General features: G+C 62.7%; 29 protein-coding genes. 9 read left to right on the forward strand and 20 right to left on the reverse strand.

What is annotated here, in order from left to right:
* Positions 1-20 precede the first annotated feature (20 nt).
* The 3 genes from QF118_RS18580 to QF118_RS18590 all read right to left on the reverse strand — a co-directional run bounded on the left by QF118_RS18580 (position 21) and on the right by QF118_RS18590 (position 3,914).
* On the reverse strand, positions 21-767 hold the full coding sequence (locus QF118_RS18580; RefSeq protein ID WP_282300527.1) for a helix-turn-helix transcriptional regulator: 747 nt from the start codon (positions 765-767) through the stop codon (positions 21-23).
* Between the two features lie 335 nt (positions 768-1,102).
* Complete coding sequence (gene ccrA / locus QF118_RS18585; RefSeq protein ID WP_282300528.1) at positions 1,103-2,389, reverse strand: crotonyl-CoA carboxylase/reductase; 1,287 nt, start codon at positions 2,387-2,389, stop codon at positions 1,103-1,105.
* A 169-nt stretch (positions 2,390-2,558) separates the two neighbouring features.
* Positions 2,559-3,914, reverse strand: a complete 1,356-nt coding sequence (locus tag QF118_RS18590) for a 1-acyl-sn-glycerol-3-phosphate acyltransferase (RefSeq protein WP_282300529.1) — start codon at positions 3,912-3,914, stop codon at positions 2,559-2,561.
* A 365-nt stretch (positions 3,915-4,279) separates the two neighbouring features.
* On the opposite strand from QF118_RS18590, the gene QF118_RS18595 reads away from it, so the two are divergent.
* From QF118_RS18595 to QF118_RS18610, 4 genes are all read left to right on the forward strand, one after another.
* Positions 4,280-6,241 carry a protein meaA gene (locus QF118_RS18595; RefSeq protein WP_282300530.1) on the forward strand — a complete coding sequence of 654 codons (1,962 nt, stop codon included), beginning with the start codon at positions 4,280-4,282 and terminating at the stop codon, positions 6,239-6,241.
* 178 nt (positions 6,242-6,419) lie between these two features.
* Positions 6,420-6,728, forward strand: coding sequence for an H-NS histone family protein (locus QF118_RS18600; RefSeq protein WP_282300531.1), 309 nt, complete (start codon positions 6,420-6,422; stop codon positions 6,726-6,728).
* Between the two features lie 13 nt (positions 6,729-6,741).
* Positions 6,742-7,446, forward strand: coding sequence for a purine-nucleoside phosphorylase (gene deoD, locus QF118_RS18605; protein WP_282300532.1), 705 nt, complete (start codon positions 6,742-6,744; stop codon positions 7,444-7,446).
* A 104-nt stretch (positions 7,447-7,550) separates the two neighbouring features.
* Positions 7,551-8,867, forward strand: coding sequence for a serine hydroxymethyltransferase (locus QF118_RS18610; RefSeq protein ID WP_282300533.1), 1,317 nt, complete (start codon positions 7,551-7,553; stop codon positions 8,865-8,867).
* A 31-nt stretch (positions 8,868-8,898) separates the two neighbouring features.
* On the opposite strand, the gene QF118_RS18615 is transcribed toward QF118_RS18610, so the two are convergent.
* The 15 genes from QF118_RS18615 to QF118_RS18685 form a co-directional block, all read right to left on the reverse strand.
* Positions 8,899-9,744, reverse strand: coding sequence for an urea carboxylase-associated family protein (locus QF118_RS18615; RefSeq protein ID WP_282300534.1), 846 nt, complete (start codon positions 9,742-9,744; stop codon positions 8,899-8,901).
* 19 nt (positions 9,745-9,763) lie between these two features.
* Positions 9,764-10,327 carry a hypothetical protein gene (locus QF118_RS18620; RefSeq protein ID WP_282300535.1) on the reverse strand — a complete coding sequence of 188 codons (564 nt, stop codon included), beginning with the start codon at positions 10,325-10,327 and terminating at the stop codon, positions 9,764-9,766.
* Entirely contained in the window at positions 10,324-10,518 is a 195-nt protein-coding gene (locus QF118_RS18625) for a hypothetical protein (RefSeq protein WP_282300536.1), read from the reverse strand. Before QF118_RS18625 ends, QF118_RS18620 begins: the two co-directional genes overlap by 4 nt.
* Positions 10,519-10,582: 64 nt before the next feature.
* Entirely contained in the window at positions 10,583-10,714 is a 132-nt protein-coding gene (locus tag QF118_RS18630; RefSeq protein ID WP_282300537.1) for a hypothetical protein, read from the reverse strand.
* 119 nt (positions 10,715-10,833) lie between these two features.
* On the reverse strand, positions 10,834-11,112 hold the full coding sequence (locus QF118_RS18635; protein WP_282300538.1) for a hypothetical protein: 279 nt from the start codon (positions 11,110-11,112) through the stop codon (positions 10,834-10,836).
* A complete protein-coding gene (locus QF118_RS18640) occupies positions 11,112-11,891 on the reverse strand; it encodes a succinate dehydrogenase iron-sulfur subunit (RefSeq protein WP_282300539.1) in 780 nt (259 codons plus the stop codon). The genes QF118_RS18635 and QF118_RS18640 overlap by 1 nt, the downstream gene beginning before the upstream one ends.
* 10 nt (positions 11,892-11,901) lie before the next feature.
* On the reverse strand, positions 11,902-12,231 hold the full coding sequence (locus QF118_RS18645; RefSeq protein WP_282300540.1) for a hypothetical protein: 330 nt from the start codon (positions 12,229-12,231) through the stop codon (positions 11,902-11,904).
* Positions 12,219-12,626 (reverse strand): hypothetical protein, encoded by a 408-nt coding sequence (locus QF118_RS18650; RefSeq protein ID WP_282300541.1) that lies wholly within the window; start codon positions 12,624-12,626, stop codon positions 12,219-12,221. Before QF118_RS18650 ends, QF118_RS18645 begins: the two co-directional genes overlap by 13 nt.
* Positions 12,626-14,428, reverse strand: coding sequence for a succinate dehydrogenase flavoprotein subunit (gene sdhA, locus QF118_RS18655; RefSeq protein WP_282300542.1), 1,803 nt, complete (start codon positions 14,426-14,428; stop codon positions 12,626-12,628). The genes QF118_RS18650 and sdhA overlap by 1 nt, the downstream gene beginning before the upstream one ends.
* 73 nt (positions 14,429-14,501) lie before the next feature.
* Positions 14,502-14,873: a succinate dehydrogenase, hydrophobic membrane anchor protein gene (gene sdhD, locus QF118_RS18660; protein WP_282300543.1), complete on the reverse strand. Its 372-nt coding sequence runs from the start codon at positions 14,871-14,873 to the stop codon at positions 14,502-14,504.
* A gap of 12 nt (positions 14,874-14,885) precedes the next feature.
* Positions 14,886-15,269 carry a succinate dehydrogenase, cytochrome b556 subunit gene (gene sdhC / locus QF118_RS18665; protein ID WP_282300544.1) on the reverse strand — a complete coding sequence of 128 codons (384 nt, stop codon included), beginning with the start codon at positions 15,267-15,269 and terminating at the stop codon, positions 14,886-14,888.
* A gap of 239 nt (positions 15,270-15,508) precedes the next feature.
* The gene (locus tag QF118_RS18670) at positions 15,509-16,537 is read right to left on the reverse strand and encodes a MaoC family dehydratase (RefSeq protein WP_282300545.1); all 1,029 of its coding nucleotides are present in this window, start codon (positions 16,535-16,537) and stop codon (positions 15,509-15,511) included.
* 2 nt (positions 16,538-16,539) lie between these two features.
* The gene (locus QF118_RS18675; RefSeq protein WP_282300546.1) at positions 16,540-16,743 is read right to left on the reverse strand and encodes a DUF1737 domain-containing protein; all 204 of its coding nucleotides are present in this window, start codon (positions 16,741-16,743) and stop codon (positions 16,540-16,542) included.
* Between the two features lie 4 nt (positions 16,744-16,747).
* Complete coding sequence (locus QF118_RS18680) at positions 16,748-17,293, reverse strand: NnrU family protein (RefSeq protein ID WP_282300547.1); 546 nt, start codon at positions 17,291-17,293, stop codon at positions 16,748-16,750.
* Between the two features lie 36 nt (positions 17,294-17,329).
* Positions 17,330-18,178: an HpcH/HpaI aldolase/citrate lyase family protein gene (locus QF118_RS18685; RefSeq protein WP_282300548.1), complete on the reverse strand. Its 849-nt coding sequence runs from the start codon at positions 18,176-18,178 to the stop codon at positions 17,330-17,332.
* A 337-nt stretch (positions 18,179-18,515) separates the two neighbouring features.
* Between QF118_RS18685 and QF118_RS18690 the strand changes: the two genes are divergently transcribed.
* Positions 18,516-18,806 (forward strand): hypothetical protein, encoded by a 291-nt coding sequence (locus QF118_RS18690; protein WP_282302513.1) that lies wholly within the window; start codon positions 18,516-18,518, stop codon positions 18,804-18,806.
* 105 nt (positions 18,807-18,911) lie between these two features.
* Here the strand turns inward: QF118_RS18690 and QF118_RS18695 are convergent, their stop codons facing one another.
* Positions 18,912-19,667: a sulfite exporter TauE/SafE family protein gene (locus QF118_RS18695; protein ID WP_282300549.1), complete on the reverse strand. Its 756-nt coding sequence runs from the start codon at positions 19,665-19,667 to the stop codon at positions 18,912-18,914.
* Between the two features lie 158 nt (positions 19,668-19,825).
* On the opposite strand from QF118_RS18695, the gene mdh reads away from it, so the two are divergent.
* Together mdh and QF118_RS18705 are read left to right on the forward strand one after the other, a co-directional pair.
* The gene (gene mdh / locus QF118_RS18700; protein WP_282300550.1) at positions 19,826-20,788 is read left to right on the forward strand and encodes a malate dehydrogenase; all 963 of its coding nucleotides are present in this window, start codon (positions 19,826-19,828) and stop codon (positions 20,786-20,788) included.
* Positions 20,789-20,910: 122 nt separating this feature from the next.
* Positions 20,911-21,669 carry a putative nucleotide-diphospho-sugar transferase gene (locus tag QF118_RS18705; RefSeq protein ID WP_282300551.1) on the forward strand — a complete coding sequence of 253 codons (759 nt, stop codon included), beginning with the start codon at positions 20,911-20,913 and terminating at the stop codon, positions 21,667-21,669.
* Positions 21,670-21,689: 20 nt separating this feature from the next.
* Here the strand turns inward: QF118_RS18705 and QF118_RS18710 are convergent, their stop codons facing one another.
* A complete protein-coding gene (locus tag QF118_RS18710; protein WP_282300552.1) occupies positions 21,690-22,709 on the reverse strand; it encodes a glycosyltransferase family 2 protein in 1,020 nt (339 codons plus the stop codon).
* A 302-nt stretch (positions 22,710-23,011) separates the two neighbouring features.
* On the opposite strand from QF118_RS18710, the gene sucC reads away from it, so the two are divergent.
* Both sucC and sucD read left to right on the forward strand, forming a co-directional pair.
* Positions 23,012-24,205 (forward strand): ADP-forming succinate--CoA ligase subunit beta, encoded by a 1,194-nt coding sequence (sucC, locus tag QF118_RS18715; protein ID WP_282300553.1) that lies wholly within the window; start codon positions 23,012-23,014, stop codon positions 24,203-24,205.
* A 92-nt stretch (positions 24,206-24,297) separates the two neighbouring features.
* Positions 24,298-25,185: a succinate--CoA ligase subunit alpha gene (gene sucD / locus QF118_RS18720; RefSeq protein WP_282300554.1), complete on the forward strand. Its 888-nt coding sequence runs from the start codon at positions 24,298-24,300 to the stop codon at positions 25,183-25,185.
* Positions 25,186-25,253: the final 68 nt, after the last annotated feature.

Consider the following 25,253-nt stretch of genomic DNA (forward strand, 5'->3'; position numbering starts at 1 on the left):
GAGCTTTACGCTCTGCCCGCCTACACCACGATCAAACCTCTACTGAGGGCCCGTGCCACCGCATGAGTCGTGTTCATCGCGCCCAGCTTGTGGCGCGCGCTTTCCACGTAAACCCGCAATGTATGTTCCGAAATGGACAGGGCGTCGGCCGCCTGTGCCCGGTTATGGCCTGTCGCCAGGAGGGTCATTGCCTCGATCTCGCGGGGGGACAGGGGCTGAGAGCTTTCCGGCTTGCGGCCAGGCTCGAACTCAAGCGCCTTTTGATTGAATGAGTGCGCGATCAGGATCAGATCCCGGCGGTGTCTGGTTGTGAACGCCTCCCATTCTTCGTCGTTGCAACTGTGGCTAAGGGTGAAATGGGCGAACTGCCCATTCGGCCCGCGGATCGGGATCGAATATCCCTGGTTTCCTACGCCGTAGGTGATGGCCTCTTGCATGAAAGCGCGGGCCGCCTTGCTTGACCAGTCAAGCTGCTTCCAATCCACGGGATGGAAGCGCTGGTAACAGCCGGCAATGACGGGATCGACGCGCAGATAGCCCTTTTCGACATACCTGTTGACCCAATCCATATCATAAGTGCCGCAACCATACTGGTCTCCGTTACTGTTGACCCAATGATAAATCAGGTGGTCAACCTTGAACGCATCACGCAGGACCTCGATAACGCCCTGCAGGTCATCCAGACCTTCAGCGCGCTCCAACCGTTCGATCAGTCCTTCCAAGTGCGGTGTGTCGTCCGCAAACACCAATTCCCGTCCCCTCAACATGGGACGCCATCTCGGCCTGCGCCACAAGCGACGCGTCATCCAGCTGTGCGGCGAGCGTAGGCAGCCCGTTCGCACCTGCGAATGTCTTCAGGTCGGTCAGAACGTCGAGTATCCAATCATGTCCCATGTTGAGTCTCTCTTTCAGGTGGTTAATGAAGCGTTAAAACAACTATAGCACGTGCCGATTCACGCCAAAATTCACGGAATTCCCCTCCCCAAAAACTGCGAGGGGGCGAAAAATAAGCCGTTGTTTCTAAAAACGGGGCCCCGGAATGCGAAACGCCCGCGATGCCGGGGGGCGATTCGCGGGCGTTTGCAAAGGCTGTGGGCGGTGCTTACTTGCGCGCTTCGAGCGCATCCTCAAAGGTCCGCAGTCCGGTCTTGGGGGCCTGAACCAGAACCGCCATGTTTCCGGGCTTGTGCTCGTTGCGCATCATCTTCATGTGCGCCGCCGGGATGTCCTCCCAGGGAAAGACCTCGGACATGCAGGGATCAAGGCGCCGCTCGATCATCAGACGGTTAGCCGAGGCAGCCTGCTTGAGGTTGGCAAAGTGCGACCCCTGCAGACGCTTCTGGTGCATCCACATGTAGCGCACGTCAAAGGTGCAGTTGAACCCCGAGGTGCCGGCGCAGATCACGACGATCCCGCCTTTCTTCACCACCAGCGTGGAGACGGGGAATGTCGCTTCGCCCGGGTGTTCGAACACCATGTCGACGCTGACGCCCTTGCCGGTGATCTCCCAGATCGCCTTGCCGAACTTGCGCGCCTCTTTGAGCCACTCGTTGTATTCGGGCGTGTTCACCGTGGGCAGCTGCCCCCAGCAGTTGAAATCCTTGCGGTTGATGACGCCCTTGGCACCTTGGTCCATGACGAACTGGCGTTTGCTTTCGTCCGAAATCACGCCGATCGCATTGGCGCCCGCCGTGTTGGCCAGCTGGATCGCATAGGACCCCAGGCCGCCCGAGGCGCCCCAGACCAGGACGTTCTGCCCGGGCTTGAGCTCGTGCGGGTGATGGCCGAACAGCATCCGGTAGGCGGTGGCCAGCGTCAGGGTATAGCAAGCGGCCTCTTCCCAGGTCAGGTGCTTGGGGCGCGGCATCAGCTGCTGGGCCTGCACACGGGTGAACTGGGCAAAGGAGCCGTCGCCCGTCTCGTAGCCCCAGATCCGCTGGCTGGGCGAGAACATCGGATCGCCGCCGTTGCACTCTTCGTCGTCGCCGTCGTCCTGGTTGCAGTGGATCACGACCTCGTCGCCCACTTTCCAGTTCTTCACCTTGTCGCCGACTTTCCAGACGATGCCCGAGGCATCGGACCCGGCGATGTGGTAATCCTGACCATGCACGTCAAAGGGGCTGATCGGAACGCCCTTGCCGGCCCAGACGCCATTATAGTTGACGCCCGCCGCCATCACCAGGACCAGCACCTCGTGGCTGTCGACGTCCCAGGTGTCGACCACTTCGACCTGAAAGGATTTGTCCGGATCGCCGTGACGCTCGCGGCGGATGTTCCAAGCATACATTTTCTTGGGAACATAGCCGAGGGGCGGCATTTCGCCGATCTCATAGAGGTCTTTTTCCGGCGCGTCGTACTGGGCGATCCCCGTTTGCGTGTCCAGAGCCATGGTGGCCTCCTGTCTTTGTCCAGTTGTTAACTATTTCGCGATTGCAGCGCAGATTCGCGGCGTTGCAGAAATGAATACGCAGGGTCGCGCAACAATGCAACTCCAAGAAATGACTTTTTGAAATTTTATAACCGAGCGAGTGCAGAATTTCCGATGCGTGTGCAGAAACTCAGCCTTTGGGCGGAAACAGGTGCGCGATCGAGTTGGCGTAGAAGGTTACGATGGTGCGCGTCTCGTGCGGGATCACGTAGGTGCCGGTCTGGTCGATCACTGCGCCGCGCTGCATCAGGGCGCGCAGGCCGAAGTCCAGCGCATAGGCAGGATCGTTGCGCGGCAGGTGCACATGAGAGGGGGCGAGCGTACCAAGCGCCGCTTCGAACCTTTCGGCCAAGACCACTTTGCTGGCCGGACCCTGCATCAGGACATGGGCCACCAAAGGCACCGGCAGGACCGGAACAATCTCGGCGACGCGGTCCATCAGGGTGTGCGACAGGGCCTCGGGGTCGCGCGCTATCCCGGAATTCTCGCGCAGCGACAGGGGTTTTCCGAAACTGACCGCAGCATAGCCAAAGCGGTGAAACCGCCCGGTCAGACGCAGCCAAAGCTGTTTGAAAACTGCCGTCAGGATATGCGTGATCGAGGCGCCAAAGCGATCGGCGCCAGAGCTGAGCTTGGCGATCAGAACGTTGTCTTCGAGCACGCGGTCATAGTTCAGCGCCACCGGAACAAAGACCACGTCCCGCGCCTCCATGTCCAGATCTTCGAGGATATAGCTGATCAGGCCCAGCTTGGGCTGGCGCAGGGCACCGTCCAGGCTCAGCCCGCCTTCGGGAAAGATTGCCTGCGTGACCCCGGCCGCGGCGGCCATCTGCACATAACGCCGCAGCACCATGCGATACAGCCCGTCGCGCGAATTGCGCCGGATGAAATAGGCCCCCAACGACCGGATCAGCCGCGACAAGGGCCAGACCTGCGCCCATTCGCCCACCGCATAGGACAGCGTCGTGCGGTCGGCGGCCAGATGCGTGACCAGCACGTAATCCATGTTCGAACGATGGTTCATGATGAAGATCACGGTGGCGTCAGGATCGACCCCGGCCAGTTCGCGCGGATCGTGATGGCCCAGCCTGACCCGGTACAGCGCATTCGACAAAAGCCGCGCCGCCCGCACCCCCCAGCCGAAATAGGCAAAGGCCGAAAAGGACGGCACGATTTCGCGCGCATAGCGGCGCGCCTTTTCAAAGGCCACGTCTTCGCGCACGCCGGTGTCGCGGGCGTAATCGACAATCGCCTGGGTGACGTCCGGATCATAGCACAGGCGCTGGATCAGATCGTAGCGCCGCAGCATCTTGAACGGCTGGATCGGACGTTGCAGCCGGGTGTTCAACCGGGCGACCGCGCGCTCCATCCGCCGCCGAAAGAACCAGCGCACCGACGGGAACAGAAAGTGGGACGCGAAAGTGACCGCTGCAAAAAGCAGGATCAGAACGAAAAGCCAGAGCGGGAGCGTCACGGGATGCGTCATTGTCAGTTACCCTCGCAGGGCCGGCAACGCGGGGCAAGAGGGTCGATCCGTACCAAAGCCCGCGCGAATCGCACCAAACTGCCCCGGTTTTCGCCGTTTCGCCCGAAATGACATGGCGTCGGGGCCGGTGCGCCTGGATAATGCGCCGCGCGGCGGGGGTTTGGTACGAAACCGGGGGGCTTTTGGTACAGATTTCAAAATTCGCATGTCGCGCCGCGATGCAGCGACTCCCCTCGATGCTGCAACTGCGATATAATGCGCCGGATCGCTGCATCGCGGCGAATTGACAGCGACATATTATTTCGCGTATCAATCGCCCGACGCAACAAGATTGCCCGGATTGAACCGCCCAGACGGAGGCCCCGATGACCGAGACCACCAAAGATCGCCCCTGGCTGATCCGCACCTATGCGGGCCACTCGACCGCCGAAAAGTCGAATGCGCTGTACCGCGCCAACCTTGCCAAGGGCCAGACCGGCCTGTCGGTCGCTTTCGATCTGCCGACCCAGACCGGCTATGACAGCGATCACATCCTGAGCAAGGGCGAGGTCGGCAAGGTCGGCGTGCCGGTCTGCCATCTGGGCGACATGCGCACCCTGTTTCAGGATATCCCGCTGGACCAGATGAACACCTCGATGACGATCAACGCGACGGCGCCCTGGCTGCTGTCTTTGTATATCGCGGTGGCCGAGGAACAGGGCGCGGATGTGACCAAGCTGCAAGGCACGGTGCAAAATGACCTGATCAAGGAATACCTGTCGCGCGGCACCTATATCTGTCCGCCGAAACCCAGCCTGAAGATGATCGGCGACGTGGCGGAATACTGTTATCAGCATGTGCCGAAATGGAACCCGATGAACGTGTGTTCCTATCACCTGCAAGAGGCGGGCGCGACGCCGGAACAGGAACTGTCCTTTGCGCTGGCCACCGCCATCGCGGTTCTGGACGAGCTGAAACCGCGCGTCGCGGATGAGGATTTCCCGGCGCTTTGCGGGCGGATTTCGTTTTTCGTGAACGCGGGCATCCGCTTTGTCACCGAGATGTGCAAGATGCGCGCCTTTGTCGATCTGTGGGACGAGATCCTGCTGGAGCGTTACGGCGTGGACGAGGCCAAGTACCGCAGGTTCCGCTATGGCGTGCAGGTCAACAGCCTTGGCCTGACGGAACAGCAGCCGGAAAACAACGTCTACCGGATTTTGATCGAAATGCTGGCGGTGACGCTGTCGAAAAAGGCCCGGGCGCGCGCCGTGCAGCTGCCTGCCTGGAACGAGGCGCTGGGCCTGCCGCGCCCCTGGGATCAGCAGTGGTCGATGCGGATGCAGCAGATCCTGGCCTATGAAACCGACCTGTTGGAATATGACGACCTGTTCGAAAACAACCCGGCCGTGGAACGCAAGGTGCAGGCGCTGAAAGACGGCGCGCGGGCGGAACTGGCAAACATCGAATCCATGGGCGGCGCAATTGGCGCGATCGACTACATGAAGGGCCGGTTGGTCGAGTCGAATGCCGAACGGCTGGGTCGGATCGAGCGCAACGAAACGGTCGTCGTCGGCGTGAACCGCTGGACCGAGGGCGAAGCCTCGCCCCTGGTCGGGGAAGACGGCGGCATCATGGTGGTCGACCCGGCGGTGGAACAGGAACAGATCGGGCGGCTGAATGCATGGCGGGCCGAGCGCGACGCGGCGGCGGTCAAATCCGCGCTGGCGGCGCTGCGCGAGGCGGCCGCAATGGGCCAGAACGTCATGCCGGCGTCGATTGCCTGCGCCAAGGCCGGGGTGACCACAGGCGAATGGGCGGGCGAAATGCGCGCCGTGCATGGCGAATACCGCGCGCCCACAGGTGTGTCCAAGGCCATGTCGAACAAGACCGAAGGGCTGGAGGATCTGCGCGCCATGGTCGACGCGGTATCTGACCGCCTTGGCCGCCGGTTGAAGTTCCTGGTGGGCAAGCCGGGGCTGGACGGGCATTCGAACGGCGCCGAGCAGATCGCCTTTCGCGCGCGCGACTGCGGGATGGACATCGACTATGAGGGCATCCGCCTGACGCCCGAACAGATCGTCGAGGCGGCGGGCAATGGTGCCCATGTGATCGGTCTGTCGATCCTGTCGGGCAGCCATATCCCGCTGGTCGAAGAGGTCATGTCCCGCATGCGCGAGGCCGGTCTGGGCACCCCGGTGGTGGTCGGCGGGATCATCCCCGACGAGGACGCGGCGCGGCTGAGGGCGATGGGTGTGGCCAAGGTCTATACCCCCAAGGATTTCGAGCTGAACGCGATCATGCGCGATGTCGTGACGCTGGCCGATCCGCAGGCCGTAGCTGCCGAATAACCAGCCTCAACCCAGACAAGAATTAACGATTGGCCGCTCTCTTAAATGGGGGCGGCCTTTCGCTATTCAGCGTCAATTGCCCGGATTAATCCCGATTAATTGAATGACTGTCACAAAACGATACTATGTATTTATACGAATAGATTTTAATGGTCTGGGAAAGCCAAGGAGAAAGAACATGAATATCGATCTGGACAGCCTGTCCCAAGAAGAGCTGCAGACTTTGATCAAGGACGCGCAAAAGGCGTTGAAATCGGTCGATGCCCGCCGCAAGGCCGAAGCAAAACGCGCCGCCGAAAAGGCCGCGAAGGAATTCGGATTTTCGCTGGACGAGGTGATTGGCGCCGGCACCAAGGGGTCAAAGGGCGAACCAAAATACGCCAACCCCGCCGATGCCAGCCAGACCTGGACAGGACGTGGCCGCAAACCCAACTGGGTGATCGACGCCCTGGCCGCCGGCAAGTCGCTTGAAGATCTGACCCTGTGATCGGAGCGCGACCATGACCCCTCATATCGCGGCTCAGCCGGGGCAGATTGCGCCGACTGTCCTGATGCCCGGGGATCCGCTGCGCGCGGAATGGGCGGCCCAGACTTTTCTGGACAATCCTGAATGCGTGAACCGGGTGCGCGGGATGCTGGGCTATACTGGCACCTACAAGGGGCATCCGGTCACGATCCACGGGTCGGGCATGGGAATGCCCAGCCTGTCGATTTATGCCAATGAGCTGATCACGCAATACGGGGCAAAGACGCTTATCCGAATTGGCTCTTGCGGGGCAATGCAGGAAAGCGTCGGCATTCGGGATGTCATTCTTGCCATGACGGCATCGTCCCTGTCCACGCCATCGCGCGGGATATTCAAGGAATTGAATTTCGCCCCTTGCGCGGATTATGGTCTTTTGCGTGCCGCCGCCGATGTGGCCGCCGGGCGCGGTGTGACCCATCACGTGGGCGGCATTTATTCGTCGGATGTGTTTTATGACGAACGCCCCGACCTGACCGAACAGATGACCCGCCACGGCATTCTGGGCGTCGAAATGGAGGCAGCCGAACTGTATAATCTGGCGGCCCGTCACGGCGTGCGTGCACTGGCGGTTCTGACCGTGTCGGACCACCTCATCACCCACGAGGCCCTGCCCGCATCCGAGCGCGAGCGGTCCTTTGGCGACATGGTGGAAATCGCGCTGGAAGCCGCCTTTTCCTGATCCCGCCGGATCGCGACCTCAAACCCGCCTTGCGCAAATGCGCCGGGCGGGTTTTTCTGTTTGCAAAGGGCGGCACAAGGCCAACCTGAACGGAGAGTCGGATCATGCTGAAACCCCGCGCATGGGTGCCAAAAGCCTCGGAAGCCTTGGTGCAAAGGATCGCAGGCGAAGTGGCGCAACAGGACGCCGAAACGCTGAGCACGCGGATCGAGGCGCTGGCCTCGCAGTCGCGCGAAATCCACGAACGGGACTGTTTCAACCTGAACCCCGCCACCAACGTGATGAATCCACGGGCCGAGGCGCTGCTGGCCTCGGGGATGGGGGTGCGGCCATCGCTGGGCTATCCCGGCGACAAATACGAAACCGGGCTGGAAGCCATAGAAGAGGTCGAGGTGATTGCCGCCGAACTGGCCGCGGAGGTTTTCGGCGCGCGCTATGCGGAAATCCGCGTCGGCTCGGGCGCGATGGCGAACCTTTATGCCTTTATGGCGCTGGCGCGTCCGGGCGACACCATCATCGCGCCCCCGGCTACGATCGGCGGGCATGTGACCCATCATGGCGATGGCTGCGCCGGGCTGTACGGGCTGAAAACCGTCCCTGCCCCGGTCGATGCGGATGGCTATACGCTGGATCTGGACGGGCTGTGGCGACAGGCGCAGGAAGCGCGGCCCAAGGTGATCACCGTGGGCGGATCGCTGAACCTGTGGCCCCATGACGTGGCCGGGGTCCGCGAGATTGCCGATAGCGTCGGCGCGACGGTCCTGTTCGACGCCGCCCACCAATGCGGGCTGATCGCCGGACGCGTCTGGGACAACCCGCTGGCAGCGGGCGCGCATGTGATGACCATGAGCACCTACAAAAGCCTTGGCGGCCCGCCCTCGGGGCTGATCGTGACCAATGACGCGGCGGTTGCCGAGCGGCTGGATGCCATCGCCTTTCCCGGCATGACGGCGAATTTCGACGCGGCGAAATCGGCGGCGCTGGCTGTCAGCCTGCTGGACTGGCGCGATTTCGGCCCGGATTATGCGCGCGCCATGATCGCGGTGGCGCAGGCCCTGGCGGCGGCGCTGGCGCAGGAAGGGCTGGAGGTGTTCGGGGCCGAAAAGGGCTTTACCGCGTCGCACCAGTTCGCCCTGAAGGCCGCGCCGCTGGGTGGCGGTCAGGCCGCGTCGCAGCGGTTGCGCAAGGCCGGGTTCCTGACCTGCGGGATCGGACTGCCCCTGCCCGAGGTGCCGGGCGATTTGAACGGGTTGCGGATCGGCACGCCCGAGATCGTGCGCTGGGGCATGGGCGTGCAGGACATGCCGCGCCTTGGCGCGCTGATCGCGCAGGCGCTGCGCCGCAACGACCCCGAGGCGCTGGCGTCCGAGGTGGCTGATTGGCGGCGCTCGTTTGACCGGGTGCATTTCGTGCACGGCTAGCGCCGGACGGGGGCGCGGGCAACACCCCGCCCTACAGGCCGTGGCTGCGGTCGTAGCCGTTTTTCGCGGGCTCTTGCCAGCCGGTCAGGCTGTCCGGGTCCGGTGTCAGGATGTCGACCCGCAGCGGGTGGCAGGCGGCGCTGTCCGAACTGTGTTCGCTGCTGCAATCACCACCCGGGCAGGCGCTGAGCGCGCCGAGCAGGTCGATTTCCGCGAAAAAGGTCAGGTGATCGCCGGGGCGCACCGGGCTGGCCTTCATGAAATATTGGCCGGTGTCGCGGGTAAAGCCGGTGCACATGAAGACATTGAGCACGTCGTGTACATGCGGTTCGGCCTGATCGGCGCGCAGCCCCGTCGCCTGCGCCAGCGCGCGGGTCAGGTTGGAATGGCAGCAGTGGTGGTATTGCGTGCCCTGCAGCAGGTTGCCGGTATAGGGATCGCAGCGCGTGCCGATCACGTCGTGCACCGCGCCGCCGAATTTGTCGATGCCGTACCAGTCCAGCGTATCCTCGACGATGGTAGCCATGGGGCGCAGGTGCGGAAAGGCCGACCACAGGCGTTCGCCGGTGGTCAGGTGGGTGCCATGCAGGGCGCGGGTCTTGCCCGAGTAGAAGCGTTCGGACAGGTCCTGCGCGTGCCACAGGTTCAGATCGCCGACCTGCGGGCCGTCGGTGCAGGTGATGCGAAAGAAGCAGCCACCGGGGACGTGGAAATGGCAGGCGTCGCGCGGGGCGGCGGTGGCCGTGTCGGTTACCCGGGCGGTGGCCAGCGCGCTTGCGTAAAGCGCCATGTCGGGCACGGGCAGCGTGTCATTGGGGTAGCAGATCACCGGCGGGATGGAGCGGCGGGCGTCGGCGTCGGTGGGGGGCTGTGACATGGCGGGTTCCCTGTGGCGGTCAGCCGCGTTCGTGGCGGCGGCGCCATTCCCGGGCGTAGACGGATTCTTCGGTATGTTTGCGGTCGAGGCGGTGGCGCGCTGGTCGGCCTCGGCCTTGGTTTCGGCGCGAACTTCGGCGGTCAGGGACATGGCGGCGCGCTGATAGGGGATGACCTGCACCATGGGGGTGCCCGGCGGGCAAGTCGATGTCGGGGCTTGTCCCTACCCACAGGAAGGGGATGTTGACCGGCACGTCAAGCGCGTCGCAGTCGACGGCGCCGTTGAACGCCCGGAACGGCAGTTCGAAATGGTTGATCGGGTGCACAAAGGCGGCGGACCAGCCCGGCGGCAGCAGGACGCGCCAGGGGTTGATGAACTTCAGCGGCTGTTTGCCCTGAAACGGGGGCTTGTCCGCACCGATCTGGCCGGGGTGGTGCGGCGCGATCGGGGTAAAGGGGGCGTCGGCCATGCCCATTTCGCGCGGGAGGGCACGGAACCAGTCCGGCAGCGCTTTTGAGGCCGGGATCGGTTCGGGGATCTTACCCAGCAGGTCGGGCGGGCAGAGAAAGGAGATGTGCGTCATGCGTCGTCCGGGCGAAGGCAGCGTTTGGGCGGGGTGCCCTGCGCGCCTGTGGTTTCAGCCCCACAATGGACGCAATGCCAGTGGCTGTCAGCCCCGCTTTTGTATTCGCGCCAACGGCATTGGCGGGTGGCGCGGTTGGAAAAGACCGCGACAAGGACAAAGGCGATGATCAGACCCACGACGATAAACATGGGCCGGGTTTAAAGGAAGGCGCGGCGCGGTGGAAGCCTGCGCCGCGCCATCAATGCGCTGGGGTCACGCCGCGATGGGCAGGTCTTCGTAAACCGGGGCGGTGCTGGCGGGGCGCTGTTCGGGGGTGTAATAGGCCCAAGCCTGTTCAAGGACTTCGATGGCCTTTTGGGCGGGGGTTTTCTGCTGCTCTTGCATCGGAGATGCCTTTCCTTTTTTGGCGTCGCCTCCCTGCCCGGCAAGATAAACCCTGCACGCCCCAACGCATCCCCAATTCGTTGCAAAGTCGGATTGCGCATCTTGCAACTGTCTTTGCGTCACCTCGTTGGCAGCCCCTGCTCGATCAGCGCAAGCAGGCGGGCCCTTGGGTCGGGATCGCGGCCCGCGGTCCATCCGTCGCCGAAATCCTGCCGGATCTCCTTGTCGTCCAGCAGCGGCGCAAGCTGGGCAACCGCGGCAAGCAATTCGGCGTACCACCAGTGGAACGTGCTTTCCCCTGCAGCAACGCGGTTGATGTAATGCAGACGCAACGACAAAGCCCCGAGGAGCTTTTCCAGCTCTTCGGGGCTTTGAAATTTCAGCGGATCGCCGGACATCAGACGGCGCGTTCGACCATCATCTTCTTGATCTCGGCAATCGCCAGCGCCGGGTTCAGCCCCTTGGGGCAGGTCCGGGCGCAGTTCATGATCGTGTGGCAGCGGTACAGCTTGAACGGGTCTTCGAGTTCGTCCAGGCGTTCGCCCGTTGCCTCGTCGCGGCTGTCGATGATCCAGCGGTAGGCGTGCAGCAGCGCGGCCGGTCCAAGGTAACGGTCGCCGTTCCACCAGTAGGACGGGCAGGACGTCGAGCAGGACGCGCACATCACGCATTCATACAGGCCATCAAGTTTCTTGCGGTCCTCGATGGACTGCTTCCATTCCTTGGCGGGGCGGTTCGTCTTGGTTTCCAGCCAGGGCATGATGCTGGCGTGCTGGGCGTAGAAATGCGTCAGGTCTGGGATCAGGTCGCGCACCACCGGCATGTGCGGCAGCGGATAGATTTTGACGTCGCCCTTGATTTCATCCAGCCCGTAGATGCAGGCCAGCGTGTTGATCCCGTCGATGTTCATCGCACAAGAGCCACAGATGCCTTCACGGCAGGACCGGCGGAAGGTCAGGGTGGGATCAATCTCGTTCTTGATCTTGATCAGCGCGTCCAGAACCATCGGACCGCATTTGTCCATGTCGACGAAATAGGTGTCGACGCGGGGGTTTTCGCCGTCATCGGGCGACCAGCGGTAGATCTGGAACTTGCGGGTGTTGGTTGCCCCTTCCGGCTTGGGCCAAGTCTTGCCCGTGCGGATCTTGGAATTCTTGGGGAGGGTGAATTGAACCATCTCTCTCTCCTTAGCGAAGCAATGCGGGCAGGCCTTCGGCTGCCAGACAGGTGAGCGTCTCGGGCTGCGAGACGATATTGGTGACGATTTCGACCGTGGACTGGGATGGCCCCGCCACGCTGTCGAGGGCAAGCGCGCGGATCTGCGGCGCGCTGGCGTTGTCTATGATGCAGTCAAGCGTCGGTTCGACCGGGACACCGGGAAAGCGGTCCACCACCACGGGGGTGATGGCGCTGCGCGCGGCCTCGCGGGCGATCTGATCCTGGGCCTGCGGCGAGCAGGCAGTCAGTGTCAGCAGCGCGGCGGTCGCGGCGGCGCGGTATCCGGTCAGTTGAAGCAATAGGAGGTGCCCCCGATGATCTTGGGCGCGCCGGGATAGCAACCCGCGGACATGCTGTTGATGCCGCCGTTGGAGCGCGTCACATAGCCCGACCCCTGCGGCCCGCCAAAGCCAAGGTGGCGCGCGGCGCAGGCGTTGATGTCGCGGGCAGCGGCGGCGCTGACGATGCCGCCCTGGATCACGCGCACCATCGGATAGCCGTTGCGATCGGTGGTTTCCATGTAGGTTTCCGCGCCGGTGGGCGGCACGCCGAACAGCCGATCCTGGCAGGCCAGCAGAATGTCGCGCTGGCCCTGTTCGGAATCCGCCCGGTCCGAATTCGCCAGTGTGATGCTGGCGGTTGCGGTCAGGGCCAGGGCGGTGCCTGCGCCAAGAAGTGCCGTGAGTGTCCGCATCAGAACGTCCTCGCCTTGGGGGCGATGCGTTTGAGTTCGATCCCGCCCTGTTCCTCGGTGGTGAGGGGGTCGACGACGACGGGGCGATAGCTGAGATCGACCTTGTTGCCATCGACGCGGCTGATCGTGTGGACACGCCAGTTTTCATCGTCGCGGGTGGCGAAATCCTCGTGGGCGTGGGCGCCGCGGGATTCCTTGCGCGCCTCGGCGCCGACGATGGTGGCCAACGCGTTGGGCATCAGGTTGGTCAGTTCCAGCGTTTCCATCAGGTCCGAGTTCCAGACCAGGCTGCGGTCGGTGACCTTGATATCGCTCATCTTGCCGGCGATTTCGGTCATCGCCTCGACACCCTCGGCCATTGTCTTGGCGGTGCGGAAGACAGCGGCGTCGCGCTGCATGGTTTTCTGCATCTCAAGGCGCAGATCGGCGGTGGGAATACCGCCCTTGGCATGGCGCAGCCCGTCAAAGCGGTCAAAGGCCTTGTCGATCTGGGAAACCGGCGCCTTAGGCGTGGCGGTTTCGGGATTGACGATCTTGCCGGCGCGGATCGCGGCGGCGCGGCCAAAGACCACGAGGTCGATCAGCGAGTTGGAGCCAAGGCGGTTGGCGCCATGGACGCTGGCACAGCCTGCTTCGCCCACGGCCATCAAGCCGGGAACGACGGCGTTGGGATCTTTCTGGGTGGGGTTCAGCACCTCGCCCCAATAGTTCGTCGGAATGCCGCCCATGTTGTAGTGCACCGTGGGCAGAACCGGGATCGGTTCCTTGGTCACATCGACGCCGGCAAAGATCTTGGCGGATTCCGAGATGCCGGGCAGGCGTTCGGCCAGCGCCTCGGCGGGCAGATGCGACAGGTTGAGGTGGATGTGATCCCCCTCTTCGCCGACGCCGCGGCCTTCTCGAATTTCCATGGTCATCGAGCGGCTGACATAGTCGCGCGGGGCCAGGTCCTTGTAGGTGGGGGCATAGCGTTCCATGAAACGCTCGCCTTCCGAGTTGGTCAGGTAGCCGCCTTCGCCGCGCGCGCCTTCGGTGATCAGGCAGCCCGAGCCGTAGATGCCGGTGGGGTGGAACTGCACGAATTCCATGTCCTGCAGCGGCAGGCCCGCCCGCGCGACCATACCGCCGCCGTCACCGGTGCAGGTATGGGCAGAGGTGGCGCTGAAATAGGCACGGCCATAGCCGCCGGTGGCCAGAACGACCATCTTGGCGTTGAAGACGTGCATGGTGCCGTCGTCGAGCTTCCAGCACAGGACGCCCTTGCAGACGCCGTCCTCCATCAGAAGGTCGATGGCGAAATATTCGATGTAGAATTCCGCGTTGTTCTTGAGCGACTGCCCATAGAGCGTGTGCAGGATGGCGTGGCCGGTGCGGTCGGCGGCGGCGCAGGTGCGCTGGACCGGAGGGCCTTCGCCGAATTCGGTGGTGTGGCCGCCAAAGGGACGCTGGTAAATCTTGCCCTCTTCGGTGCGCGAGAACGGCACGCCGTAGTGTTCCAATTCGTAAACCGCCTTGGGCGCCTCGCGGGCGAGGTATTCCATGGCGTCAGTGTCACCAAGCCAGTCCGAGCCCTTGACGGTGTCATACATGTGCCACTGCCAGCTGTCGGGGCCCATGTTGGACAGCGACGCGGCGATGCCGCCCTGTGCGGCGACGGTGTGCGAGCGGGTCGGGAAAACCTTGGTCACGCAGGCGGTGCGCAGACCCTGTTCGGCCATGCCCAGCGTGGCGCGCAGACCCGCGCCGCCGGCACCGACGACCACGACGTCATAATCATGCGTCTCGTATTCGTATGCAGCCATTTCTTTTTACCTGTTCTGAGGGAGAGCAAGATTTTCGGCGAAAATCCAATCCTCCGTAAATTCCGGTTGCGGCTTACAGAGCCAGACGCGCGATGGCGAAGACGCCCACCGCCGCCGTGCCATAGCTGAGGCATGTCACCAGCAGGATGGCGACTTTTTCGGCGGTGCCGTGGACGTAATCCTCGATCATCACCTGGGCACCGTCGTTGAAGTGTTTCATGCCCACTGCGATGGTCAGCGCGGCGATGATCGCCGGGAAGGGGCGGCTGTAGTAGGCCAGCACCTCTTCGTAGGTGCCGCCAAGGGCGCTGCCGAAGGTGAAGACAAAGAAGGGGATCAGCAGCAGCAGGGCGACAGAAGATTTCTTCATCGCCCAGAAATGCTCGGTCCCGGATTTCGCGGAGCCCATGCCCACGGCGCGCTTGCGGTCGGTCAGGAATGCCATTGTCCGTTCTCCTTACACGATAAGGGCAGTGAGGATGGTCAGGACGGCCGACCCACCGATGATGATCCAGCTGAGCATTTCAGCGCTTTTGAGATCCAGCATCTTGGCGTTGTCCCAGATCAGGTGCCGCACACCGGCCAGCGTGTGATACCACAGCGCCCAGAGCGACAGGAACATGACCAGATCGCCGAACCACGAGGTGACAAAGGCGTTGACCGTGTTGAAATACTCTTCGGACGTTGCCGCGGCGAGCAGCCACCAGACGATCATCAAGCTGCCCACGATCAGGCCGTTGCCGGTGATGCGGGTAAAGATCGAGGTGGCTGAGTTCAGCTGCGGGCGGTAGATCTGCAGGTGCGGTGACAGCGGGCGATTGCCCCGATTCACGTCGGCCATAGTGAAGTCCTTTCGGTTCCCTTGGCTTGGGTTGTAATGGATTTGTGGCACAAGTCACGAGGGCACAGCGCTAACAATCGCGGTTTTTTGGCGCAACTTGCGTGTTTTCCGTTAATTTGTGATCACGCTTTTTCGTGCGTGATCACAAATTCGGCCCGCTGCACGGGAAATGGGCAAGGCGTTCCGGCGGCCCTTGATTCTGAACTTGAATATTTCCCCAGGACCCTCCCGGGGCCGCATTACAGCGGCATCAAGGCCCAGTAATCGAGATCCAGCAGCACGTTTTTGTCGTACTTGCCGTCCTCGCCTTTCAAAGCGAACGGCGCGCCGCCCTTGGTTGCCACCAGACGCAGACGGATCGCCCCGACGCCCGGCGCATTGGTTTCGGCCTTGTCCAGCACCTCGGACCAGCATTTGATCGTGTCCCCGGCAAAACAAGGGTTGGCGTGGGCGCCGCCGTTCAGTCCAACGATCATCTGCGCATTGGCCAGCCCGTTGAAGGACAGCGCGCGCGCCATGGAAATGACGTGCCCGCCATAGATCAGTCGGCCCTCGGGGCGGAAGGTCAGGTCGAAATGCACCTTGGCCGTGTTCTGCCACAGGCGCGTGGCCAGCATATGTTCGGCCTCTTCGACTGTGACGCCGTCGACATGGTCGATTTTCTCGCCAATCTCGTAATCGCCCCAGCGGTGCGGCTCGCCCGCGAGGGTGAAATCGTAGTTGGAGAAATCAAGGCCCTGCGGGATCACCAGATCGGACGGGTCGAGAACCTTTTTCAGGTCTGGCAGGACGGTGTCGGGCGCGGGCGCATCGAGGTTGTTCTTGCGCACCATGACCCAGCGGCAATATTCCATCACCACCTCGTCGCGCTGGTTCAGTCCACGGGTGCGGACATAGACGACGCCAGTCTTGCCGTTGGAGTTCTGTTTCAGCCCGATGACCTCAGAGGTCGAGCGCAGGGTATCGCCGGGATAGACCGGCAACAGCCAACGGCCTTCGGCATAGCCAAGGTTGGCCACGGCGTTCAGGGATACATCCGGAACGGTCTTGCCAAAGACGACGTGAAAGGCGGCCAGATCGTCGATGGGCGACGCGGCCAGCCCGCAGGATTGCGCAAACTGGTCCGAGGAATAGAGCGCATGGCGGGCGGGATAAAGCGCGTGGTACAGCGCCCGTTCCCCACCCGAAACCGTCCGGGGCACCGCATGGTCGATGGTCTGACCGATGCTGTAGTCTTCGAAAAAGCGGCCCGGATTGGTCTTTGCCATTGTCAGTGCTCTCCTAGTTTTGTGTCGGGGGTGTAGGTGCCGTCGACCTCTTTCACCACGGCCTGACCGCAGCGCATGACGCCATTGGCGGCGTCAAAGGCATATGTCGGATCGCCGTGCAGCACCCAGCCCTTGTTCAGGGCGTCGGTGACCTTGTGACAGAAGGCCGAGGTGTCGTCCTCGGTCAAGAAGCGGTAGAGTTTCATAGCGTTACCCGAATGCAGCGGCGCCAAGCCAGGTGTGGATATAGCCGATCACCACCAGCAGCACGACGCTGGCGCCTACAAAGATGATGTCCTTTTTGATCGGACCCTTGGCGGGAGGCGTCCAGTTCGGTTCGGCCCGGTTGATGACCTGCATTTCGACGATGGCCCAAATGCCAAGCCCGCCGAACAGGATGAAGGACGGGATATCGCCGTTCACCAGCAGGTGCGCGCCAGCCCAGATCGCAAAGCCCGTCAGCATCGGGTGGCGCATCTTGTAGAACAGCGCGCCCTTGGACGGGCCGGGCGAGGTGAAATAGAGCGCGGCGATCATCAGCAGATTGTTGATGCCCGCGGTGGCGGGATGACGGCCCCAGAAAAACGCGCCATCGGCCATCCGGTAGCCAAAGATCATCAGCAGGATCGACACGCCAAGCGCGGCGGCGATGATCCCCTTGCCCTTGTCGCCCATCGCGGCGCGCCGTTCGGGCGCAACACGTTTGAAAAGATGCGCAGCCCACCAGAGCGCGACGCCGAGAATCAAGAGCAGCATGGAAATCTCCCTGTTTTGTCCCGGCGCACCGTGGCTTTATTCTGCCAGGGCCGCAATGGCATCCGCCTTGGCCAATGTCTTGCGCGCGGTTTCGACGTGCAGGTTTTCGACGATCTTGCCATCGACCACGGCAACGCCGCCGCCCTGGGCCACGGTTTCCTCGTAGGCAGCGATCTGGCGGCGGGCGAGGTCGATCTCGGCCTCCGACGGCGCAAAGGCGGCGTTGGCGATGTCCACCTGCGCCGGATGGATAAGCGTCTTGCCGTCCATGCCCATGTCGCGGCCCTGATCGCATTCAGCACGCAGGCCTTCGTCATCCTTGAAGGCGTTGTAGACCCCGTCAACGATGATCACGCCATGCGCCTTGGCGGCCAGCAGGCACAACCCGATGCCCGGCAACATCGGCAGGCGGTCGGCGCGGAACCGCGAGTTCAGTTCCTTGGCCAGATCATTGGTTCCCATGACCATGCCGGCCAGTTTCGGGTGCGCTGCGATCTCGGCGGCGGCCAGCATGCCCTTGGGGGTTTCCATCATCGCCCACAGCGGTTTGTCGCAAAGCGCCGCCAGCGCGTCGAGCTGCGCGGGGCTTTCGACCTTGGGCAACAGAACGGCGTCGCAGTCCATCTGCGCTGCGGCGCGGGCGTCATCGGCGCCCCATTCTGTGTCCAGCCCGTTGATGCGCACGATCCGCGTGCGGTTGCCATAGCTTTGCGTCAGCGCGGCGGCCAGCGTGTCACGCGCGGCGGGCTTTTCGGCAGGGGCAACGGCGTCTTCGAGATCGAAGATGATGGCGTCGATGGCCATGGTGCGCGCCTTTTCGAGGGCGCGGTCCTTGGAGCCGGGAATGTAGAGAACCGAGCGATACGGGCGTGCGGCCATGTCCATGTGAGTCTCCTGCGGGAAATAATGTTGCGCCGGAAAGGGGCATTTTTTAACACAAAGTTCAAGGCTGATTTTGCCGCGGTGCAGAAAATGTGTCGGAAAACGCTGGGAATTCAGGCGAAATAATTCGCATTCGAGGGACCGTGCGGCGCGTTAACCCTTTTTTGGAGGCTGCGGGCGGATGCTGGGTTCATCGTCGAAAAGGCGAAACATGGGGGCGATCAGGGTCGCCTGCCGAAGGAGGGGATACAAATCGACCGGACCCGCGGCAAAGCCGTTCAGGGGACGGTGCGCAGCCAAAAAGGGTGATGCGATGACGGATAAATTTGTAAAACTGACCATGCTTTCGGCGGGCCTTTTGCTGGGCGCCGCCACCACGGTGAAGGCACAGACGCAGAACTGCGCACCGCGCGACATGGTCGTCGAACGGCTGGCGGTCAAATACGGCGAGACGCGCCAGTCCATGGGGCTGGGCAGCAACAATGCGATGATGGAGGTCTTTGCCTCGGTCGAAACCGGGTCCTGGACGATCACGGTGACCACCGCGCAGGGCGTGACCTGCCTGGTCGCCAGCGGGCAGGCCTTTGAAGAACTGGCCGAAGCGCTGCCGCCCAAGGGGGACGACGCGTGATATTGCGGGGGAGGCGATTTTTCTGCGAAAAATCAAGGCAGGGGCTTTGCCCCCGGCGCTGACGCGCCTCCCCCAGGATATTTATGGCAATTGGAAGCCGCGGCCTCAGGTCAGGGCATCCCAGATGAGTTTCAGACCAGTGATCGTGAGCGCGACGTAGGTGATGGCGAAAAACAGGTGTTCAGGGACCTTGTGGTGCGCCTTGATGCCAAGCCAGGCGCCCAGGACGGCAAAGGGGGCCAGCGCGAGATCGAGCAGCAGGGTTTCCTTGGTGAAGATCCCCATGCCGGCGTAAAATCCGGATTTGAACAGGTTGACGGCCCAGAAGATCAGGACCGTGGTCGCCTGGTAGGTGGTTTTCGACAGGCCCTGCCCCAGAAGATAAACCGCGGCGGCGGGTCCGCCCGCGTGACTGACGAAACTGGTAAAGCCCAGCACCAGACCGGCGAAGAGGCCGGTGCGCGGGCCGAATTTCGTGGTGCCAAGGCGGATCAACCGGTATTTCTGCGCCGCCTGCCAGGCCACGAACAGCACCGCCACCAGCCCGATGATCAGCCGGATCGCATCGGGATTCGCCCAGGCGTAGAACAGCGCCCCGGCGATCGTTCCGGGAATACCGCCCAGCAACAGGACCCGCGCGGCGGGCCAGTCCCATTTGCGCCAATAGGCCGGCAGGCTGCTGACATCGATCAGCATCAGAAGCGGCAGCATAAGGCCCAGCGCGACACCCGGATCCAGCACAAGCGCAAGAATCGAGGCGCTGGCAAAGGCCACGCCGGAACCGAAACCACCCTTGGATATCCCGGCAAAGATCACTGCGGGGATCGTGAAGGCGAAAACTGACAGGCTGAACAGTTCCACCCCGTGCCCCTCTAAGCTGTCGAATAATCAGCCAATATCCTGTCGGTGCAAAAAGTGATAGCCCTAACGGCATCTATGCCGCATTGCAGCACCCTTGCGCGACGGCGCGTAAAGGCTTAGGCAATCGGCAAAATTCACCAAGCACCGGAGAGATATCCATGGCCAGACCCAAAATCGCCCTGATTGGCGCGGGACAGATTGGCGGCACGCTTGCCCACCTTGCAGCAATGAAGGAACTGGGCGACGTCGTCCTGTTCGACATCGCCGAGGGCACGCCCGAGGGCAAGGCGCTCGACATCGCCGAATCCGGCCCCAGCGAAGGCTTTGATGCCAAGCTGAAGGGCACGCAGGACTACGCCGATATTGCTGGCGCCGATGTCTGCATCGTCACCGCCGGTGTGCCGCGCAAACCGGGCATGAGCCGCGACGACCTGCTGGGGATCAACCTCAAGGTCATGAAATCGGTTGGCGAAGGCATTGCCAAGAACGCCCCCGATGCTTTCGTGATCTGCATCACCAACCCGCTGGACGCCATGGTCTGGGCGCTGCAGCAGTTTTCGGGCCTGCCCGCGAACAAGGTCTGCGGCATGGCCGGCGTGCTGGACAGCGCGCGGTTCCGTCATTTCCTGTCGCTGGAATTCGATGTGTCGATGAAGGACGTCAACGCCTTTGTTCTGGGCGGTCACGGCGACACAATGGTTCCCTCGGTGCGCTATTCCACCGTTGGCGGCATCCCCCTGCCCGACCTGGTCGACATGGGCCTGACCACGCAGGACCGTCTGGACGCCATCGTTCAGCGCACCCGTGACGGCGGCGCCGAGATCGTTGGCCTGCTGAAAACCGGGTCGGCGTTTTACGCCCCCGCGACCAGCGCCATCGAGATGGCCGAAGCCTATCTGAAAGACCAGAAGCGCGTTCTGCCCTGCGCCGCCCATTGCGATGGCGAGCTGGGCGTGAAGGACATGTATGTCGGTGTGCCGACCGTGATCGGCGCTGGCGGTATCGAAAAGGTGCTGAACATCAAGCTCAACAAGGAAGAGCAAGAGATGTTCGACAAGTCCGTCGATGCGGTCAAAGGCCTGGTCGAAGCCTGCAAGGCCATCGACAGCTCGCTGGCTTGATGCCATCCGAGGGCACAAACGCCTTAGAAGACAGGTCGCAGCGGGACGGAATCGTTTTCGCTGCGACCGGCCAGAAATATCGGGGGCTGGCGCGGCGCGCCGCCCTGACGGTTCGGCAGGTGATGCCGGACATTGCGATCGACCTGTTCACCGATCCTGCTGCCTGTACCGCCGATCCGTTTCCCTTTGACACCGTTCATCCGCTGCAAGGCACGGGCCCCCGCCCCAAGATGGAGGCGCTGCGCCGGTCGCGCTTTGAACGCACGCTTTACCTGGATTGCGATGTGGTCATGGTGACCGAGGTCGCGCCCGTGTTCGATGTGTTGGAACATTTCGACATTGCGGGCGCGCAGGAGCAATTCGGCTGTGCACCCATTGCCTTTCAGGGCGGGGCCGATGCGCCGCCGGTCGCCTTTCGGCAGATCAACAGCGGTGTGTTGGGCGTGCGGAAATCTGCGGCCAGTTCCGCATTCCTGCAAAAATGGGAAGATCTGTTCAGACAGCGCGAGGCGCGTTTCGACCAGCCGCTTTTGACCGAACTGCTGTATTGCGAACCGGTGCGCCTGGCCGTGTTGCCGCAGGAATACAACCTGATGTACCTGCCGTTCATGCGCAACGCGGTGCCCGGCATGATGATCGCGCCCCGGCTTTTGCACCTGCCCTTTTTGCACAAGGGCGACACGCATCTGAGCCCGGCGGATCAGCCCTTTGATCTGGCCGGATTGCTGAACGACGCGCAATTCGAAAACCTCGGGAAACTGATCGAGGGCGATGTCACGCTTGGTGCGCGCCCGCTGCTGCGCCATGCGGTCGGCAACACGCTGCGCAAATCCCCTTGGCTGGATCGCAAGCTGCGCAAGGTGCTGGACTGGTTCGCCTGATCCGGCAGGGCGCACCGGGTTCAGCCGCGTCCGGACTCCTGCTCCGCCAGCGCGGCGTCGATGGCAGCGGGCGACAGATCCACGTCCAAACCGGGAAATTCGGCGGCCAGCGCCGCTGACACGTCCAGCCGTACCGGAGCAAGTTTGCGATAGCGCAGCAATCTGGCCGCTTGCACAAGGGTGACGGTGCGGGTCGCGCGGAACAGCCAGTCCACGTCCGGCCCGCCGGTGACCGCGCTTGTGAAGACTTCGGCCTGCCTGCCCCGCGCCGGGTTCTGCCGCACCTTGGGCTGACCGCTTTGCGCATCCAGCCGCTTGCGCATCTTGCGTTCCCAATGTGCCCGGGTAAAGCCATCGACATGCAAAAGCCCGATCCGGGAAAACCAGCGCCGCGCCGGATTGACGCCTGATTGCCAAGCCTCCCTTGGCCCGGGCTGGTGGATGTCAACGCGGAGCCCGGCGCCGGTGCGAAACAGGGTCTTGCCGATCGGATAGCCGGAAAACCCGCGTTGCAGGTACTCGGCCCCCTTGCCATAGACCTTGGCAATCCGATCAGTATCGCCCCCGTCAAAGGGTTTTCGGAACAGCCCGTCAAAGACCGTTTTTTGCGCAGGCACGCCCCAGGGCCGGCACAGGTGAACCCGTTCGGCATTGGACACCGACACCGCCTGCACGCTGGTCGGTTGCCGGGCCAGAAAGGCCTTTAGCAGGGGCACGCGGATCAGGAATTCATCGGCATCGATATGGGCCAACCAATCACACCCCGCCTGACGATAGGCGTGGTTTGCGTTCAGCACCTGCCGATAGCGTGAATCCTCGGGACGGGGGCGGTTGTGCTGGCTTTGCCAATAGGCGTCGTCGCAGACGGTGACCCTGACCCGGTCCTTGCCCCGGACCTGCGCCTGAAACTCGGGGATCGGTTGATCGAGGTACAGGTGCATCACGCCGGCGCCCGCCTGCAGGTGATGGGCAACAAAGCTCAGCAGGATTTGCGGCGGCTCCAACACCGTGGAAACCGTGCCCCAAACCAGTTCCGTCATGTGGTGATCCCTTTTCGGTTTGACCGCAGGCAGCGATGCCGCGACGACGCGCCCAACCGTCAGGCACCGGCCTTCAGGGGGACGCACAGCGCCGCGCGCTGCGCCGACTCAAGCCTATCGGCGCTTGGAAACCCTGCCAAGCGCTAACAATTGATTTAGATGTGATCACAGTTTTGCGGGCTGTGATCACAAATGTCGAAAACTCGCATGATTTTCCCGCTAACAGCAATTTTTTGTTTAACCCGGACTGCTAGGCGGGCCTATACCGTGTGAAATCGCAGCAAAACGGGGACAACCGACCCATGAACATCCACGAATATCAGGCCAAGGCGCTTTTGCGTTCCTACGGCGCTCCGGTTTCGGACGGCCGTGCCGTCACGAAGGCCGAGGACGCCAAGACCGCCGCTGGTGAACTGGACGGGCCCCTTTGGGTCGTCAAGGCGCAGATCCACGCAGGTGGCCGCGGCAAGGGCAAATTCAAAGAGGCCGAGGCCGGTGAAAAGGGCGGTGTCCGTCTTGCCAAATCGGTGGCCGAGGCCGCCGAGGAAGCCAAGAAGATGCTGGGCAAGACGCTGGTCACGCACCAGACCGGCCCCGCTGGCAAGCAGGTCAACCGCATCTATATCGAAGACGGTTCCGATATCGAGCGTGAACTGTATCTCGCGCTGCTGGTGGATCGCCAGACCAGCCGCATTTCCTTTGTCTGCTCGACCGAGGGCGGCATGGACATCGAAGAGGTTGCCGCCTCGACCCCCGAAAAGATCCTGTCGTTCAGCGTCGACCCGGCCACCGGCTACCAGCCGTTCCACGGCCGCCGCGTCGCATTCGCGCTGGGTCTGACCGGCGGTGCCGTCAAGCAGTGCGTCAAGCTGATGGGCATTCTCTACAAGGCCTTCACCGACAAGGACATGGAGATGCTGGAAATCAACCCGCTGATCGTCATGCCCGGCGGTGACCTCAAGGTGCTGGACGCCAAGGTCGGTTTCGACGGCAACGCCATGTATCGTCACCCCGACATCGCGGAACTGCGCGACGAGACCGAGGAAGACCCCAAGGAACTCGAAGCGTCCAAGTACGACCTGAACTACATCGCGCTCGACGGCGAAATCGGCTGCATGGTCAACGGCGCAGGCCTTGCCATGGCGACGATGGACATCATCAAGCTGTACGGCGCCGAGCCGGCAAACTTTCTTGATGTGGGCGGCGGCGCGACCAAGGAAAAGGTCACCGAGGCGTTCAAGATCATCACCTCTGACCCCAATGTCAAAGGCATCCTGGTCAACATCTTCGGGGGCATCATGCGCTGCGACGTCATCGCCGAAGGCGTGATCGCCGCGGTCAAAGAGGTCGGCCTGAAGGTTCCGCTGGTTGTCCGCCTCGAAGGCACGAACGTCGAGCAGGGCAAGGCGATCATCAACAACAGTGATGTTGATGTGATTGCCGCGGACGACCTGAAAGACGGCGCGCAGAAGATCGTGAAAGCGGTCAAGGGCTGAGCCAGCGAGATGCGCCATTGGGTGCATCTTTCCCGGAATTTTTTGGTGCGCATTGATCGCGTCACCAACGCAGAAATCAGGAGCCAACAACAATGGCAGTCCTCGTAGACGAAAATACCAAGGTGATCTGTCAGGGCCTCACCGGCTCGCAGGGCACATTCCACACCGAACAGGCGATTGCCTATGGCACCAAGATGGTCGGGGGTGTGACCCCGGGCAAAGGTGGTCAGACGCACCTTGACCTGCCGGTCTTCAACTCGGTCCATGAGGCCAAGCACGTCACCGAGGCCAATGCCTCCGTGATCTACGTGCCGCCGCCCTTTGCCGCCGACAGTATCCTCGAGGCGATCGACGCCGAGATGGAGCTGATCGTGTGTATCACCGAAGGCATCCCGGTGCTGGACATGATGCGCGTGCAGCGCGCGCTGGAAGGCAGCAAAAGCCGCCTGATCGGCCCGAACTGCCCCGGTGTCATCACCCCCGACGCCTGCAAGATCGGCATCATGCCCGGCCACATCCACAAGCGCGGCAGCGTTGGTGTTGTGTCCCGCTCGGGCACCCTGACCTATGAGGCGGTCAAGCAGACCACCGACATGGGGCTGGGCCAGTCCAGCGCCGTTGGCATCGGCGGCGACCCGATCAAGGGCACCGAGCATATTGACGTGCTGGAAATGTTCCTGGCCGACCCCGAAACCCAGTCGATCATCATGATCGGAGAAATCGGCGGCAGCGCCGAAGAAGAAGCGGCGCAGTTCCTGGCCGATGAAAAGAAAAAGGGCCGCTGGAAGCCGACCGCCGGTTTCATCGCCGGTCGCACGGCGCCTCCGGGCCGCCGCATGGGCCACGCTGGCGCGATCGTCGCCGGTGGCAAGGGCGGCGCCGAGGACAAGATCGAGGCGATGAAAGCCGCTGGCATCATCGTCGCCGACAGCCCCGCCACCCTGGGCGAGGCCGTCATGGAAGCGATCCAGAAGGGCTGATCGGCCCGCTGTCCCGGGCTTGCCCCGGGACCTCCTGGCCGATGGCCAAGGCATGAAAACCGTGAAGC

The organism is Tropicibacter oceani, assembly GCF_029958925.1.
Classification (GTDB): Bacteria; Pseudomonadota; Alphaproteobacteria; order Rhodobacterales; family Rhodobacteraceae; genus Pacificoceanicola; species Pacificoceanicola oceani.

Coding starts and splice junctions, on each gene's coding strand:
- sucD (WP_282300554.1), top strand. CDS start 24,298: ATGGCAGTCCTCGTAGACGAAAATACCAAGGTGATCTGTCAGGGCCTC.
- QF118_RS18600 (WP_282300531.1), top strand. CDS start 6,420: ATGAATATCGATCTGGACAGCCTGTCCCAAGAAGAGCTGCAGACTTTG.
- QF118_RS18620 (WP_282300535.1), bottom strand. CDS start 10,327: ATGACGCACATCTCCTTTCTCTGCCCGCCCGACCTGCTGGGTAAGATC.
- sdhC (WP_282300544.1), bottom strand. CDS start 15,269: ATGGCCGACGTGAATCGGGGCAATCGCCCGCTGTCACCGCACCTGCAG.
- QF118_RS18615 (WP_282300534.1), bottom strand. CDS start 9,744: ATGTCACAGCCCCCCACCGACGCCGACGCCCGCCGCTCCATCCCGCCG.
- QF118_RS18650 (WP_282300541.1), bottom strand. CDS start 12,626: ATGCGGACACTCACGGCACTTCTTGGCGCAGGCACCGCCCTGGCCCTG.
- QF118_RS18675 (WP_282300546.1), bottom strand. CDS start 16,743: ATGAAACTCTACCGCTTCTTGACCGAGGACGACACCTCGGCCTTCTGT.
- ccrA (WP_282300528.1), bottom strand. CDS start 2,389: ATGGCTCTGGACACGCAAACGGGGATCGCCCAGTACGACGCGCCGGAA.
- mdh (WP_282300550.1), top strand. CDS start 19,826: ATGGCCAGACCCAAAATCGCCCTGATTGGCGCGGGACAGATTGGCGGC.
- QF118_RS18710 (WP_282300552.1), bottom strand. CDS start 22,709: ATGACGGAACTGGTTTGGGGCACGGTTTCCACGGTGTTGGAGCCGCCG.
- QF118_RS18680 (WP_282300547.1), bottom strand. CDS start 17,293: ATGCTGCTCTTGATTCTCGGCGTCGCGCTCTGGTGGGCTGCGCATCTT.
- QF118_RS18640 (WP_282300539.1), bottom strand. CDS start 11,891: ATGGTTCAATTCACCCTCCCCAAGAATTCCAAGATCCGCACGGGCAAG.
- QF118_RS18685 (WP_282300548.1), bottom strand. CDS start 18,178: ATGGACATGGCCGCACGCCCGTATCGCTCGGTTCTCTACATTCCCGGC.
- QF118_RS18625 (WP_282300536.1), bottom strand. CDS start 10,518: ATGTTTATCGTCGTGGGTCTGATCATCGCCTTTGTCCTTGTCGCGGTC.
- sucC (WP_282300553.1), top strand. CDS start 23,012: ATGAACATCCACGAATATCAGGCCAAGGCGCTTTTGCGTTCCTACGGC.
- QF118_RS18635 (WP_282300538.1), bottom strand. CDS start 11,112: ATGTCCGGCGATCCGCTGAAATTTCAAAGCCCCGAAGAGCTGGAAAAG.
- QF118_RS18595 (WP_282300530.1), top strand. CDS start 4,280: ATGACCGAGACCACCAAAGATCGCCCCTGGCTGATCCGCACCTATGCG.
- QF118_RS18590 (WP_282300529.1), bottom strand. CDS start 3,914: ATGACGCATCCCGTGACGCTCCCGCTCTGGCTTTTCGTTCTGATCCTG.
- sdhD (WP_282300543.1), bottom strand. CDS start 14,873: ATGGCATTCCTGACCGACCGCAAGCGCGCCGTGGGCATGGGCTCCGCG.
- QF118_RS18580 (WP_282300527.1), bottom strand. CDS start 767: ATGTTGAGGGGACGGGAATTGGTGTTTGCGGACGACACACCGCACTTG.
- deoD (WP_282300532.1), top strand. CDS start 6,742: ATGACCCCTCATATCGCGGCTCAGCCGGGGCAGATTGCGCCGACTGTC.
- QF118_RS18630 (WP_282300537.1), bottom strand. CDS start 10,714: ATGCAAGAGCAGCAGAAAACCCCCGCCCAAAAGGCCATCGAAGTCCTT.
- QF118_RS18705 (WP_282300551.1), top strand. CDS start 20,911: ATGCCGGACATTGCGATCGACCTGTTCACCGATCCTGCTGCCTGTACC.
- QF118_RS18670 (WP_282300545.1), bottom strand. CDS start 16,537: ATGGCAAAGACCAATCCGGGCCGCTTTTTCGAAGACTACAGCATCGGT.
- QF118_RS18610 (WP_282300533.1), top strand. CDS start 7,551: ATGCTGAAACCCCGCGCATGGGTGCCAAAAGCCTCGGAAGCCTTGGTG.
- sdhA (WP_282300542.1), bottom strand. CDS start 14,428: ATGGCTGCATACGAATACGAGACGCATGATTATGACGTCGTGGTCGTC.
- QF118_RS18690 (WP_282302513.1), top strand. CDS start 18,516: ATGCTTTCGGCGGGCCTTTTGCTGGGCGCCGCCACCACGGTGAAGGCA.